Genomic DNA, 14,801 nt, shown 5'->3' on the forward strand with positions numbered 1-14,801 from the left:
TAGTTAAAAATCTTATGCTGAAAAAGGCAGCATAAGTCGAGTTGTTAATCGCAATCTTAATATGAAAATATTTGAGGTTGTATGGTTAAGTGACTAAGCGTACAGGGCGGATGCCTTGGCAATCAGAGGCGATGAAGGACGTGCTAATCTGCGAAAAGCTTGGGTAAGGCGATAAGAGCCGTTATAACCCGAGATATCCGAATGGGGAAACCCGATAGATGAAGAATCTATCATCTCTTTTTGAATATATAGGAAAGAGAAGCAAACCGGGAGAACTGAAACATCTAAGTACCCCGAGGAAAAGAAATCAACCGAGATTCTGTTAGTAGCGGCGAGCGAAAGCGGAAGAGCCTGTAAGTGATAGCAAAAGCGTTAGGAGAATGAGCTGGGAAGCTCAATCATAGAGGGTGATAGTCCCGTATCTTAAAACGCTTTTGTGGTACTGAGCTTACGATAAGTAGGGCGGGACACGTGTTATCTTGTCTGAAGATGGGGGGACCATCCTCCAAGGCTAAATACTCCTGATTGACCGATAGTGAACCAGTACTGTGAAGGAAAGGCGAAAAGAACCCCTGTGAGGGGAGTGAAATAGAACCTGAAACCCTGTACGTACAAGCAGTGGGAGCCACTTCGTGTGGTGACTGCGTACCTTTTGTATAATGGGTCAGCGACTTATATTTTGTAGCGAGGTTAACTGAATAAGGGAGCCGTAGGGAAACCGAGTCTTAACTGGGCGACTAGTTGCAAGATATAGACCCGAAACCCGGTGATCTAGCCATGGGCAGGTTGAAGGTTGGGTAACACTAACTGGAGGACCGAACCGACTAATGTTGAAAAATTAGCGGATGACCTGTGGCTGGGGGTGAAAGGCCAATCAAACCGGGAGATAGCTGGTTCTCCCCGAAATCTATTTAGGTAGAGCCTTGAGCGGACACCTTTGGGGGTAGAGCACTGTTTCGGCTAGGGGGCCATCCCGGCTTACCAACCCGATGCAAACTCCGAATACCAAAGAGTGATACTCAGGAGACACACGGCGGGTGCTAACGTTCGTCGTGGAGAGGGAAACAACCCAGACCGCCAGCTAAGGTCCCAAAGTCTATATTAAGTGGGAAACGAAGTGGGAAGGCTTAGACAGCTAGGATGTTGGCTTAGAAGCAGCCATCATTTAAAGAAAGCGTAATAGCTCACTAGTCGAGTCGGCCTGCGCGGAAGATGTAACGGGGCTCAAATATAGCACCGAAGCTGCGGCATCAGACGTAAGTCTGTTGGGTAGGGGAGCGTTCTGTAAGCGGATGAAGGTGTACTGAGAAGTATGCTGGACGTATCAGAAGTGCGAATGCTGACATAAGTAACGATAAAACGAGTGAAAAACTCGTTCGCCGGAAGATCAAGGTTTCCTGTCCAACGTTAATCGGGGCAGGGTGAGTCGACCCCTAAGGCAAGGCTGAAAAGCGTAGTCGATGGGAAACGGGTTAATATTCCCGTACTTGTAATAACTGCGATGTGGGGACGGAGTAGGTTAGGTTAGCCATCTTTTGGATTAGATGGTTTAAGCCGGTAGGCGGAATATCTAGGCAAATCCGGATATTCTTAACGCCGAGAAGTGATGACGAGCAACTACGGTTGTGAAGTAACTGATACCACACTTCCAGGAAAAGCCACTAAGCTTCAGGTTATTATAAATCGTACTGTAAACCGACACAGGTGATCAGGTAGAGAATACTCAGGCGCTTGAGAGAACTCGGGTGAAGGAACTAGGCAAAATAGCACCGTAACTTCGGGAGAAGGTGCGCCGGTGGTAGTTGTAGTCCCTCGCGGACGAAGGCGAATCCGGTCGAAGATACCAGCTGGCTGCAACTGTTTATTAAAAACACAGCACTCTGCAAACACGAAAGTGGACGTATAGGGTGTGATGCCTGCCCGGTGCTGGAAGGTTAATTGATGGGGTTAGCGCAAGCGAAGCTCCTGATCGAAGCCCCAGTAAACGGCGGCCGTAACTATAACGGTCCTAAGGTAGCGAAATTCCTTGTCGGGTAAGTTCCGACCTGCACGAATGGCATAATGATGGCCAGGCTGTCTCCACCCGAGACTCAGTGAAATTGAAATCGCCGTGAAGATGCGGTGTACCCGCGGCTAGACGGAAAGACCCCGTGAACCTTTACTATAGCTTGACACTGAACCTTGAATTTTAATGTGTAGGATAGGTGGGAGACTATGAAGCGAGAACGCCAGTTCTTGTGGAGTCGTTGTTGAAATACCACCCTTTAACGTTTGATGTTCTAACGACGTACCTGAAACGGGTACTCGGACAGTGTCTGGTGGGTAGTTTGACTGGGGCGGTCTCCTCCCAAAGAGTAACGGAGGAGCACGAAGGTTTGCTAATCACGGTCGGACATCGTGAGGTTAGTGCAATGGTATAAGCAAGCTTAACTGCGAGACAGACAAGTCGAGCAGGTACGAAAGTAGGTCATAGTGATCCGGTGGTTCTGCATGGAAGGGCCATCGCTCAACGGATAAAAGGTACTCCGGGGATAACAGGCTGATACCGCCCAAGAGTTCATATCGACGGCGGTGTTTGGCACCTCGATGTCGGCTCATCACATCCTGGGGCTGAAGTAGGTCCCAAGGGTATGGCTGTTCGCCATTTAAAGTGGTACGCGAGCTGGGTTTAGAACGTCGTGAGACAGTTCGGTCCCTATCTGCCGTGGGCGTTGGAGAATTGATTGGGGCTGCTCCTAGTACGAGAGGACCGGAGTGGACGCATCACTGGTGTTCCAGTTGTCTCGCCAGAGGCATTGCTGGGTAGCTACATGCGGAAGAGATAAGTGCTGAAAGCATCTAAGCACGAAACTTGCCAAGAGATGAGTTCTCCCCGACTTAAAGTCGGTAAGGGTTGTTTGAGACTAAGACGTTGATAGGTCTGATGTGTAAGCGCTGTGAGGCGTTGAGCTAACAGATACTAATTGCCCGAGAGGCTTAACCATACAACACTCAAATATTTTTAGAGAAAAGATTTGAAAGAAAGTCGGTTTTCAGTGAAGATTTTAAAGACTTAACGAAGCGAAGAGAAAGTAAAACGCAAATAAACGTTAAGTAAAGAACGACGAAAAGACAGATTATAAAGAATAATCCTGGCGGCGAAAGTGCAGTGGTCCCACCTGACCCCATGCCGAACTCAGAAGTGAAACGCTGTAACGCCGATGGTAGTGTGGAGTCCCTCCATGCGAGAGTAGGACACCGCCAGGTCCCAACACCAACCTCTTGAGCAATCAAGAGGTTTTTTTATGCCTGAAAATTAAGAAAACTTAAGAAAGACTAGGCTAAGAGAAAAAGAGTAGGCTAAGAAAAGCAATTCCTCTTTATTCTTTCCTTTTATCATATCTAACCTCATCGCCCATTCCTTTATAATAATAAAGATAGATTCACTCTCCTTCTATCACCGAATTACCTATCACGTTCCGCTTTCCCATAAATTTTATGTACTTTATATAACTGCTTTAAATCACATAAATTTTTACGAAAAACGGGGCGTGCTTTTGTTTTTGCATGGGGAGGACTAGTTCATAAGTTTTACGTTTTAACACTACTGTAGCGCTTATCCTTTTAGAATCGCATGTTTAAAGACAGGATACGCTTACAGAAATTTAATAATAATGCCAATAAAACCAAGAGTAAGAAAAGCCAGTGCTATGCGAGGCATAAGCCCGCTAAGATAACAGACGTAATCAAACCCTCTTAGTCCTCGTATTGCTATCTTCTATTCTTCCCATCCTATCTTTTTATCCTAATTTTTATTATTAATAGCGCCTCTATACAGATTTCCCCCCCTTTTATCATCAAAGTAACTATCACGCCCCGATTTTCCGTAAATTTTATTATTAATGACTTAGATCATGAAAAAAGCATAATAAATTGTCGCGTTGTTTTTTTTTGTACAATTCGCTAGATTTTAATAACGTTAAATAGAAGGTAAAAAATGGCTTATCGGCATGATGCGGATCTCGCTTTTTTAGGCGAATTATCTAATGAAAATTTGGGAAAACTTTTTGATCTTTTAGTTTATGACCCCAAAGATAATCAGAGACGGCGCACAGAAGAATTAACCGACTCTAAGGAATATCATCAACATCAGAATAACTATGCTCAATATTGGCAACGTATTGCAGAGGAACTTCAGTTATTTGGAGGGAATACATTTTTTAATATGTTGCGTAAGCAAGGTATTCTTTATAACGAAATTTTGTGTGATGTCTGCGACAAAATGAAGGTGAAGTATAATAAAAATGCTGAGACTGTCATTATTGAGCAAAGTTTACTCATGAGTTTATTAGAAAAAGCATTGGAAGAGATGTCTCATCCAGAACAGGAAGAATTAGCGAAATCTATTGGTATTCAGGATTTTGGACATGTAGATGCCTCTATTTTAACCGCTACATTTTTGAAGTTATTTAACATGGGAAAATTTGGTGCTTACAAAGGGACGTTGATTATCGTAAATGCAGTTTGGAAAGCATTATTTGGTAAAGGCTTAACACTAGTCGCTAATGCTACGCTTATGCGTGCTATTTCCATTTTAACAGGTCCTATTGGCTGGGGAATCACAGGAATATGGACAGCGGTTGATATTGCAGGACCAGCCTATCGAGTTACCATTCCGAGTGTGCTTATGGTTGCTTTATTGCGACAAACTTATTTAAATGAAGATGTATTAGCAGATTTAGAGTAAAAAAGCCACTTAATCGTTAAGTGGCTTTTTAATTGGTTGATCTTCCTTTTACGACATTTATGCCAATAAATTTTTACGAAAAACTTGGCGTCATTTTTCGGGTCCGATGACAATAATCGAATAAAGCCATCTGATAGATGGCTTTAAAATTTTATCTATTCTAAAATTTTATTTAATTGGCTCTAGATGTTTTTTCCAAGCATGAGGGACATCTTTTAATAAATATACTTTCACGCCTTTAGGGTGTTTATCTAGTGTAAAACGATAGGTATCGTTTAATTTGTACATTGCACCTGTAATTGGATCAACGATTAAGAAGCCGATTACACCGCCAAATCCTAAATTACCGAAGTACCAGCCATCAATGGTCGGGGTAATATTAAAAGATTGTGTTGGGAAGCCTTTTCCTGAAAAAATAACTTTATAGTGTGCTTTTTTGAAATAACCATCTCCAGATTTTAAAACAAGATGTGCTGGAGTGACACCTCTATAAATTGTTTGATTTCCACTAAATATCGTAACATTCACGCCACTAGGATCACTGTCAATGGTTGTTGGGTAATCACTTTTGCTTACGATCGAAGCGCAACCAGAAAGTGTAAGAATGCCTCCTAATAATGCGGTTTTTGCGATATTTTTTATCATAATAATTATCCTTTTATAACTGCTTAAAAATAAAAGATGAGATAATCATTTTATCTCATGTAAATTATAAAAAAATTTTTATAAGAATGGTGAAAATTCACTATTAGGTTAACGATCTATATCAATAAAAATTCAATTATTATCAAATACTTCATCTTATTTATAGCGTGAATATAAAAAATTTAAAATTTTTTTCACTTCTAAATCGGCTTTCTACCATAAATCACACCGAAAGGTGCGTGTATTACGAAAAAGTGCCTTCTTGCAGAGTATAGTAGGGGGGAGTATAGTACGTGCCATCAGAACGAAACAAGTTTTCAAATAATTCAAAGATTTAAAAGTTTAAAAGTTAAAAGATTTCAAAGTTTAAAAAGTTTATGGGAGTAAACATACTATGAATAGATTCACAATTCCACGTGATGTTTATTTTGGCGATAACGCCGTTGAGTATTTAGCGCAAGTTGATGCAAAACGTGCATTCATCGTTTATGACGGTACTCGTTTAGAAGAAGATGGTACTATCGCACGTCTTCAAGATTATTTACGCCAAGCTGGTGTTGAAAGCACTACTTTCAACGAAGTTGACCATGATCCTTCAGTAGAAATGGTTCGCAACGGTTTAGCGAAAATGAATGAATTTAAACCTGACTTAATCGTTGGGGTTGGCGGTGGTTCGCCAATTGATGCGGCAAAAGCAATGTGGATTTTCTATGAACATCCAGAATTAAGCTTTGAAGAAGCTGCAAAACCATTTTCTCTACCAAAACTGCGTAATAAAGCGCACTTCATTGCGATTACAACGACGAGTGGTACCGCAACTGAAGTAACTTCATTCTCAGTAATTACAGATGAAAAAACAGGTATCAAATACCCAATCGCTGACTTCAACATCACTCCAGATGTAGCGATCGTTGATACTACTTTGGTAGAAACCTTACCGAAAGGTTTAGTTGCAAATACAGGGATGGATGCCCTAACTCATGCAATTGAAGCTTACACCTCTAACGTAGCGACACCATTTACCGATGCGTTAGCGATAAAAGCAATCGAAATGATTATGGAAAATCTGGTTGCGTCTTATCGTGGGGACATGGAAGCACGTAAAGCGATGCATATTGCACAAAACCTTGCAGGTATGGCATTTTCGAATGCAATTTTAGGCATTGTTCACTCAATGGCACATAAATCTGGTAAAGTATTTGATATTCCGCACGGTATGATTAATTCAATCTGCCTGCCACATGCGACACGTTTTAATGCAAAAACAGCACCAGAAAAATATGTAGACATTGCGAAACGTTTACATTTAGAAGGCGAAACAGACCAAGCATTAATTGATGCTTTAGTTGCTGCGATTCGCAATCTTCAAGTAAATATGAACATGGCAGCGAGTTTCAAAGATTACGGACTTTCTGAAGAACTCTTCCTAAATAAAGTGGACGAAATTGCTGCGGCGGCGGTACTTGATCCTTGTACAAGTACTAACCCGCGTGAAATCAACAACGCTGAAATGACAGCCCTTTTCAAAGCGGCATATTACAATACTGAAGTTGATTTCTAGTAAATTTTAAGCATATATAATCCTCATTTCTCTTAGTGCAACAAGCCACTTCCTAGTTTGGAAGTGGCTTTTTTTATGTACTTAAAGATTATTTTGCATAAGTTGGTGAATAAATTCTGGGACGATTTTTGTGGCCAAACCATAACGTTTTATTTGGAAAGCATTTTCTACGTTACTGGGTTCGAGATTGAGCTCGATAGTTTGAGCATGCGCACGATTTGCTTCTTTGACAAAACCAGCAGCGGGATAAACATTACCTGAGGTACCAATTGAAATAAAATAATCGCAATCTGCAAGGGCATCATAAATACGATCCATTTCATAAGGCATCTCGCCAAACCAGACAATATTAGGGCGTAGTGGTTGGCGGATCTCACAACAATGGCATTTATCACTTGCACTAAGATCGCCCGTCCAAGGATATACTTTTTCTGTTAATGGGCACTTCGCCTCAAGTAAGCTACCATGCATGTGGATGATATTTTTCGAGCCTGCTCGTTCATGTAAGTTATCGACATTCTGCGTAATCAGTAGAAAATTATCACCAAGTTGTTGTTCAAGCTCTGCTAATGCAAAGTGGGCAGCATTAGGATTAATTTTAGGATCAAAGAGTGCTTTGCGGCGTTGATTGTAAAAATCCTGGACTAACCGTGGATTACGTTGATAGCCTTCTGGCGTGGCAATTTCATCAATAGAATAATCTTCCCATAATCCATCTTCTGCACGGAAAGTGCGTAAACCTGATTCAGCAGAAATTCCAGCGCCTGTTAAGATAACGACTTTCATGTTTTCCTCATTTCTGTATTTTTTTATATAAAACAAAACAGTTACATTGCTTAGTTTTTAATTATAGATATCTATAAATAAATGCAAACTCTTATCTTTAATAAAAAGGATAAATATAAAAATAAGCAAATATTTTACGATAATATTTTTGTATTAGCTTATATTAACACTTTTTTAACAATATTTATTTTGTATATAGCGAAATAATGTGAGTTTATTTTATTATCTATCAATAGGTTAAATAATGCACTTATTTACACAAATATATATAGCGTAGTGTAAAAAAAACGTTATAATATTCGCCGATCACTATTGATTATATTTGGAGACATTATGAAATTTTCAACTCGTAATTTAATTAAGGGAACTGTAACTCAAATCACTGAAGGTGCAGTAAATGTAGAAGTAACCATCAAAACTGCAGAAGGCGTAGAACTTGTTTCTATCATTACTAAAGCAGCATGTGATAATTTGGGTCTTGCTGTTGGTAAAGAAGCTTATGCAGCAATCAAAGCATCAAATGTAATGATTGGTATTGACGAATAATCTGCATTTTGTAAGTGGTTACAGTGTAAGTAGGTTAGCACTGTAATCATTTTTTCTTATTATCCTTTCTTATCTACCGTTCTCACGTTATATTTTGTCAAATTCTGACATGACCCCTCAAGCCTTTCTGTTATAATACGGATATTTAATCATACTTATTTTTAATTATTATGAGAATACCAAGAATTTACCATCCTGAATCTTTACAGGGCGTTGTAACTTGTTTTTTGAGCGATGATGCGATGAATCATGTCGCTCGTGTATTACGTATGCAAGAAGGCGATTTATTAACTTTATTTGATGGCTCAAACTGGACATTTGATGCTCGCATTAAAACGGTGACCAAAAAAGCGGTTGAAGTTGAGATTCTGTCTGCTCAGTTAGATGATAAAGAAAGCGCATTAAATTTACATCTTGGGCAAGTTATGTCACGTGGTGATCGGATGGAGTTTACGATTCAGAAATCTGTTGAATTAGGGGTAAAAACGATTACTCCACTTTGGTCTGAACGTTGTGGTGTGAAATTAGATGAAACCCGTATGGCGAAAAAAATTCAGCAATGGCAGAAAATAGCGATTGCTGCCTGCGAACAATGCGGACGTAATGTGATACCAGAAATTCGCCCGATGATGAAATTAGAAGAGTGGTGTCAAGAAGAACCCGAGGCGTTAAAACTTAACTTGCATCCACGAGCAAAATATTCTGTTAAGACGCTACCTGACTTTGGCGAACGACCAGTTCGCTTGTTGATTGGCAGTGAAGGTGGATTATCTGCAACAGAAATTGCTAAAACCGTTGAACAAGGATTTACTGAAATTCAATTAGGAAAGCGTGTATTAAGAACAGAAACCGCCGCTCTTGCTGCAATTACCGCATTACAAATTTGTTTTGGAGATTTAGCGTAATTTTATGATGCAACTTAAAAATCATTTTTTAATCGCAATGCCACAATTAGATGATCCTTTGTTTAAGCAAAGTGTGATTTATATGTGTGAACATAATGAACAGGGATCGATGGGAATTATTATTAATAAGCCCTCTGATATCAGCGTGGCAGAAGTTTGCAGTAAAGTAAATTTTATGATGGCAGAACCACGATTTTTTATAAAACAAAGTGTGCTTGCTGGTGGACCAACGCATTTAGAAAATGGCTTTATTCTACATAAAAAAACGCAAGGTTCGTTTAATCATAGTTACACAATTGATGATAATCTCATCTTATCTACTTCGATTGATGTTTTGGAGGCCGTTGGTACTGAAAAAGCGCCACAAAAATATCTTATTGCGTTGGGGTGTGCGAGCTGGGCACCAAAACAATTAGAAAAAGAAATCGCAGATAATGATTGGTTGGTGGCAAAAGCAAGCGATGAAATATTGTTCGATGTGCCTTATACGGAGCGTTGGTCAAAGGCAGCTGAATCGCTTGGGATTAAAATGGAAAATTTAGTCCAATATAAGGGAGCATGTTAATGGGATTTACGGCTTTAGCATTTGATTTTGGTACACGAAGTATTGGATGTGCGGTGGGGCAAAGTATTACAGGAACAGCGCAGTCTTTACCCGCATTTAAAGCAAAAGATGGCATTCCTAATTGGCAAGCGATTGAACAATGTTTAAAAAATTGGCAACCTCGTGTAGTCATTGTTGGTTTGCCTTTGAATATGGATGGTACAGAACAAGATCTCACCTTGCGTGCTAAAAAATTTGCCCAACGTTTACATGGTCGCTTTGGTGTAGAAGTGATTTTACAAGATGAACGTCTAACTACTTGCGATGCCCGTGCCGAAATTTTTGAGCGAGGTGGATATCGAGCGTTAGATAAAGGAAAGGTAGATGGGATTTCCGCTTGCCTTATTTTAGAAAGTTGGTTTGTTGAAAATCCAGAATTTGATTAAACTACCTTATACAAAGAACAATTAACCCCCGTTATTTGCGACAACGTTTTAAGCAAGCCGCCGTTCCAAAGCTTGTCTTTCTTGTTGGAAAATTTATCTCGTTAGTAAGGAAAACTTATGAAAAAAATACCCATTTCAGTCACAATGATGGTAAAAGATGGCGAACGTTATTTAAATCAATGCTTACAGGCATTGCAGGACTTTGATGAAATTGTCATTTTAGATAATGGATCAAGTGATAATAGTATTGCCATTGCGGAAAGTTTTCCGAATGTGACATTGTATAAAGCGGACTTCTTTGGCTTTGGACCAATGAAAAATGATATGGCGGAGAAGGCGAAGCATGATTGGATTTTAAATGTAGATTGCGATGAAATTTTTAATCCTGAACTGGTAGAAGAAATTCGTCAATTAGATCTAGAACAAGTCCACAAAGCATATGCGATCTCACGTATCAATCACTATCGAGGTAAACCGATTAAAACCTGTGGTTGGTATCCAGACTATGTAAAACGTCTATATAATCGTAATGAAGTCCATTTCAATGATAAACAAGTCCATGAGAGTCTTGATATTCCAAAAAATGTAAAACTTATCCGTTTAAATGGAAGTTTTAATCATTACTCGTTTGAAGGCGCTGCGGGTCTTATTAATAAAATGCAAAAATATACGACTTTATTTGCCGAACAACAACGTGGTCGCAAACGAGCAAGTATTGGTAGTGCGATTGGACATGGGTTAAGTGCTTTTATCAAAAGTTATGTTTTCCGCCGTGGCTTTATGGATGGTGCCGATGGTTTTGTCATCTCTATGGGGAATGGAACAGGAGCTTATTATAAATACGTTAAATTGTATGAGGCAAATGATTCCATCACAACAAGCCTTATTATCACGACTTATAATCGACCAGATGCACTACGTCTAGTGTTAAATAGTGTATTAAACCAAACGATGTTGCCGAATGAAGTGATTATCGCAGATGATGGTTCAAACCAAGAAACCGCAGACTTAATTAAAGAATATCAAGCGAAATTCCCAGTTCCACTCATTCATTCTTGGCAAGAAAATAAGGGATTCCGTTTAGCCCGTTCTCGTAATTTAGCTATGTCAAAAAGTCGTATGGAATATATCATCATGATTGATGGTGACATGGTTTTAGATAAACATTTTATTGCTGATCACAAAAAAGCGGCGAAGCATAAAACCTTTATTCAAGGTGGGCGCATTCTTTTAAATGATGATAAAACTGCGAAATTATTGGAATCTACGGCACAGAAAGTTTCACTATCTTGTTTCAGTAATGGATTAGAAAGTCGTATTGAAAAACGTTTGCAAGCCATTCATATTCCGTTCTTGCGTAACTTATTATTGAAACGTGAAAAATCACACTGGCATAAAGGGATTCGTGGTGCCAATATGGGATTTTTCCGTGAAGATGTGATGGAAATCAATGGTTTTAATAATGAGTTTGAAGGCTGGGGACGTGAAGATAGTGAATTTGTCGCACGTTTCTTTAATGCGGGTGGCAAACGTGCCAATTTAAAATTTGGTGGTATTGGCTATCATTTATGGCATCCAGAGGCAGAGCGTGAGGCGTTACCTGAAAATGAGGCACTTTTAAAACGTGCGACTAAAGAAAAATTGAATTGGTGTGAAGACGGATTGAATCAATTTCAAGACGAAAACGCATAAATTTTTCTGAAAAATCTGGCGTGATCTTTTTAAAGAAATTTGTCGTTGGTGGGATCATTTACTTGCAAGAAATTGCGGTTTCGGTATAATTTGACCTCTTTTAAAAATCGCCTAACGGCATAATATTAACTACACTCGGTGCTAAATTCGGTTTTAGAGAGCGGAGTGGCTTCTTAAGAGGTTTTCTATGAAACAAGGTATTCATCCAGAATATAAAGAAATTACTGCAACTTGTTCTTGCGGTAACGTAATCAAAACTCGCTCAACTGTGGGTAAAGATTTAAACTTAGACGTTTGTGGCAAATGCCACCCATTCTACACTGGTAAACAACGTGTTGTTGACACTGGTGGTCGTGTAGAACGTTTCAACAAACGTTTCGCTATGTTAAGTGGTAAAAAATAATTATCATTTGATATAAAAAAGAACCTCGCATTTTGCGGGGTTTTTTTGTATCAAAAAATAATAAAATGCTGAAAAAAGACGCTATTTTTGTACTCGAACTCTTGGTATCATAGCCATTGTTTTTAAATAAAGAGAAGTACATTATGGCAAATTTTACGTATTCAACAATCGTTTCTGATTTAGATGGCACTTTATTAATGCCAGATCATCATTTAGGAAAATTAACCGTAGATACCCTTACCGATTTGACGCAACGTGGCGTGCAATTTGTTGTTGCAACGGGACGACCTTTCTTAGATGTACATGCCATTTTTACTGCTGCTGGGCTTGATGATCTTTATCTGATTACCTCTAATGGCGCTCGGATAGATAACATGAAATCTGGGAATATTTATTTGAATACTTTAGATAATGAGGTAGCCAAACAATTGACAACATTAGACTTTAATCCAGAAGAGGTCAGTGCAAATACTTATGAAGCCAATGGATGGTTTATTGATCGTGATGTACCTGAACTTGCCACTTTTCATCAAGATTCAGGTTTTGGCTATCAAGTTGTCGATTTTCATCAACATCGTTTTGAGAATGTTGAAAAGGTCTTTTTCCTAGCACGAGATGGTGAACCATTAAAACCTATTGAAGAAAAAATAAAAAAACTATTTGGGAATTCCGTAAAATGGACGTATTCTGCTCCACATTGTTTAGAGGTAATGAATGCGGGTGTTTCAAAAGCCTCGGCACTTCAACATCTTTTCCCTGAGCATAGATTGGAAAACGCAATCGCATTTGGCGACGGATTAAATGATGTTGAAATGTTATCTCTTGTAAAAACAGGATGCATTATGGAAAACGCTGATCCTCGTTTGGTACAGAAATTACCGCATTTAGAACAAATAGGAAGCAACGCTGAACAAGGTGTTGCAGCACATTTAATAAAAATCTTTAAAAAAGAGGGATAATTATGGGATTTATGAATATATTACAATCTATTGGGATTGTGAGTTTAGGTGCAGCATTTGGTGCAAGCTCACGTTATCTGATTAGTTTGGTATTAAATCCACTGGTTTCTACTTTGGCATTTGGGACATTGATTTCCAATTATTTAGGTTGCTTTATTATCGGCTTGTTATTGGCGGTATTTGCTCATTTCCCTGAAATTTCACCACAGTGGAAATTATTGCTTGTAACAGGTTTCTTGGGAAGTTTGACAACATTTTCATCTTTCTCCGCAGAAGTATTTGAATACTTAAACGGAGAAAAATGGTTAATGGGACTTGAAATTATCGGACTTCACCTTATCGGCGGTTTATGTTTTACCGCAATCGGGTTCTACCTCTGGAAAGCATTTGTTGCCTAAGCAAAGAATTTAAAAATCTCATTAAATGCTTCATTGCGAATAGTATCTTCTTCAAAAAGAATTTCATGTTTCGCTTGAGGCATTTTTTTTAGGGTTCCATTTGGTAGGAGATCGACAAAGTGTGCTAAGTGTGTATTATCGACTACTTTCTCTTGCCCTGCCTCAAAAACTTCTACTGGAATTTCAATGCGACCTAAGATCGTAGGTAATGTATGGTGGGCTTGCCAACATAAATGTACCCAACGGAAAGTAACACCGCCTAAAGCGAGATCTGGGAAACGATCCATTAACGTATTTTGCCATACAATGCGCTCTTTAGAATGGCTTAATGCATTGTTTTCAGGATCACGTGGCACATAGTTTGTTTGTCCAAAAATGTAGCGATCACCTTGTCCTAGAATTAACATTAAATTCACCATGAATGCATCTCGAATAGGGTATTTAGATGGCATTTCAAAGAAAGGAGCGACAAATACAGCCTTTTTAATGTCATGGTCACAATTTGCTAAATAGAAAGCACTGATAAGGGCACCTAATGAATGTCCAACCATAAATTCTTGTTCATAATGAAATTCTTTTTTAAAGTTTTTCATCACAATATTGAGATCATCTACGTAAAAACGAAATTCATCTACATATCCTTTGTGGCGGTTCTTAAGTAGGCGTTGCGAACAGCCTTGACCACGATGATCAACGACTAAAACATCATATCCTTTTTGGAAAAATTCCCATGCAGGTTCGGTCCATTTTAAAATATTTTCCGCACGCCCATTAACGAGAACAACAACTTTAGATGATAATGGCGAGTGCTTAAAATGGCGATAAGCAATATGGCATTTATTTTTGCCTTGAATAAATTGAATAGGAAATTGTTCTGCAAAAGGATGTAAAGTGCTTTCTGCAAAATCGTTAAACGTATTTTGTTGTTCCATATTTGTAATTATCCTAAATTAGTAATGTGGAGGAGGCGTTTCCTCAGCTAAACTTGCAATATTAGAGCTTTGTACGCCTTTAAGCTTATCTGCAAGGTGGCGAAGTTGGCGTTGCATTTTATCCAACATAAACTGCTGCTGGACCATTACGTCATTTAATTCTTCAATTGTCTTTTCTTGGAACGCAATTTTCGTTTCAAGTTCGGTCACTCTAATTTCTAAGTTGTTTTCCACAATCTATTTTCCTAATTAAAATAA

Annotated in this window: 14 protein-coding genes and 2 rRNA genes; 12 read left to right on the forward strand and 4 right to left on the reverse strand. The window is 38.9% G+C overall.

Annotated elements, in window-relative coordinates; genetic code table 11:
- The first annotated feature begins 83 nt into the window (after positions 1 to 83).
- The 3 genes from EL259_RS03660 (at position 84) to EL259_RS03670 (ending at position 4,726) form a co-directional block, all read left to right on the forward strand.
- A 23S ribosomal RNA gene (locus tag EL259_RS03660) occupies positions 84 to 2,984 on the forward strand.
- A gap of 146 nt (positions 2,985 to 3,130) precedes the next feature.
- Positions 3,131 to 3,246: ribosomal RNA gene (gene rrf, locus EL259_RS03665) — 5S ribosomal RNA — on the forward strand.
- Positions 3,247 to 3,976: 730 nt separating this feature from the next.
- Positions 3,977 to 4,726, forward strand: coding sequence for a DUF3944 domain-containing protein (locus EL259_RS03670; protein WP_126599111.1), 750 nt, complete (start codon positions 3,977 to 3,979; stop codon positions 4,724 to 4,726).
- A 168-nt stretch (positions 4,727 to 4,894) separates the two neighbouring features.
- Here the strand turns inward: EL259_RS03670 and EL259_RS03675 are convergent, their stop codons facing one another.
- The gene (locus EL259_RS03675) at positions 4,895 to 5,371 is read right to left on the reverse strand and encodes a hypothetical protein (protein WP_126599113.1); all 477 of its coding nucleotides are present in this window, start codon (positions 5,369 to 5,371) and stop codon (positions 4,895 to 4,897) included.
- Positions 5,372 to 5,765: 394 nt separating this feature from the next.
- On the opposite strand from EL259_RS03675, the gene EL259_RS03680 reads away from it, so the two are divergent.
- A complete protein-coding gene (locus EL259_RS03680) occupies positions 5,766 to 6,932 on the forward strand; it encodes an iron-containing alcohol dehydrogenase (protein ID WP_126599115.1) in 1,167 nt (388 codons plus the stop codon).
- 81 nt (positions 6,933 to 7,013) lie between these two features.
- Here the strand turns inward: EL259_RS03680 and cobB are convergent, their stop codons facing one another.
- Positions 7,014 to 7,718 (reverse strand): Sir2 family NAD+-dependent deacetylase, encoded by a 705-nt coding sequence (gene cobB, locus EL259_RS03685; RefSeq protein WP_126599117.1) that lies wholly within the window; start codon positions 7,716 to 7,718, stop codon positions 7,014 to 7,016.
- A gap of 333 nt (positions 7,719 to 8,051) precedes the next feature.
- Between cobB and EL259_RS03690 the strand changes: the two genes are divergently transcribed.
- The 8 genes from EL259_RS03690 to crcB all read left to right on the forward strand — a co-directional run bounded on the left by EL259_RS03690 (position 8,052) and on the right by crcB (position 13,611).
- Positions 8,052 to 8,264 carry a TOBE domain-containing protein gene (locus EL259_RS03690; RefSeq protein WP_126599119.1) on the forward strand — a complete coding sequence of 71 codons (213 nt, stop codon included), beginning with the start codon at positions 8,052 to 8,054 and terminating at the stop codon, positions 8,262 to 8,264.
- A gap of 170 nt (positions 8,265 to 8,434) precedes the next feature.
- Entirely contained in the window at positions 8,435 to 9,169 is a 735-nt protein-coding gene (gene rsmE / locus EL259_RS03695) for a 16S rRNA (uracil(1498)-N(3))-methyltransferase (protein ID WP_126599121.1), read from the forward strand.
- A 7-nt stretch (positions 9,170 to 9,176) separates the two neighbouring features.
- Positions 9,177 to 9,734 carry a YqgE/AlgH family protein gene (locus tag EL259_RS03700; protein ID WP_126600855.1) on the forward strand — a complete coding sequence of 186 codons (558 nt, stop codon included), beginning with the start codon at positions 9,177 to 9,179 and terminating at the stop codon, positions 9,732 to 9,734.
- On the forward strand, positions 9,734 to 10,159 hold the full coding sequence (gene ruvX, locus EL259_RS03705) for a Holliday junction resolvase RuvX (protein ID WP_126599123.1): 426 nt from the start codon (positions 9,734 to 9,736) through the stop codon (positions 10,157 to 10,159). The genes EL259_RS03700 and ruvX overlap by 1 nt, the downstream gene beginning before the upstream one ends.
- Before the next feature lie 117 nt (positions 10,160 to 10,276).
- On the forward strand, positions 10,277 to 11,851 hold the full coding sequence (locus EL259_RS03710; RefSeq protein WP_126599125.1) for a glycosyltransferase family 2 protein: 1,575 nt from the start codon (positions 10,277 to 10,279) through the stop codon (positions 11,849 to 11,851).
- 187 nt (positions 11,852 to 12,038) lie between these two features.
- Positions 12,039 to 12,254: a 50S ribosomal protein L31 gene (rpmE, locus tag EL259_RS03715; protein WP_126599127.1), complete on the forward strand. Its 216-nt coding sequence runs from the start codon at positions 12,039 to 12,041 to the stop codon at positions 12,252 to 12,254.
- 143 nt (positions 12,255 to 12,397) lie between these two features.
- The gene (locus tag EL259_RS03720) at positions 12,398 to 13,213 is read left to right on the forward strand and encodes a Cof-type HAD-IIB family hydrolase (RefSeq protein ID WP_126599129.1); all 816 of its coding nucleotides are present in this window, start codon (positions 12,398 to 12,400) and stop codon (positions 13,211 to 13,213) included.
- A gap of 11 nt (positions 13,214 to 13,224) precedes the next feature.
- Entirely contained in the window at positions 13,225 to 13,611 is a 387-nt protein-coding gene (gene crcB, locus EL259_RS03725) for a fluoride efflux transporter CrcB (protein ID WP_126600857.1), read from the forward strand.
- Here the strand turns inward: crcB and EL259_RS03730 are convergent.
- Positions 13,608 to 14,543, reverse strand: coding sequence for an alpha/beta fold hydrolase (locus tag EL259_RS03730; protein ID WP_126599131.1), 936 nt, complete (start codon positions 14,541 to 14,543; stop codon positions 13,608 to 13,610). The two genes, crcB and EL259_RS03730, sit on opposite strands and share 4 nt — an antisense overlap.
- An 18-nt stretch (positions 14,544 to 14,561) precedes the next feature.
- Positions 14,562 to 14,780, reverse strand: coding sequence for a SlyX family protein (locus EL259_RS03735; RefSeq protein ID WP_408608235.1), 219 nt, complete (start codon positions 14,778 to 14,780; stop codon positions 14,562 to 14,564).
- Between the last annotated feature and the right edge of the window lie 21 nt (positions 14,781 to 14,801).

It is taken from the genome of Actinobacillus delphinicola (genome assembly GCF_900638385.1).
Taxonomy (GTDB): domain Bacteria; phylum Pseudomonadota; class Gammaproteobacteria; order Enterobacterales; family Pasteurellaceae; genus Actinobacillus_C; species Actinobacillus_C delphinicola.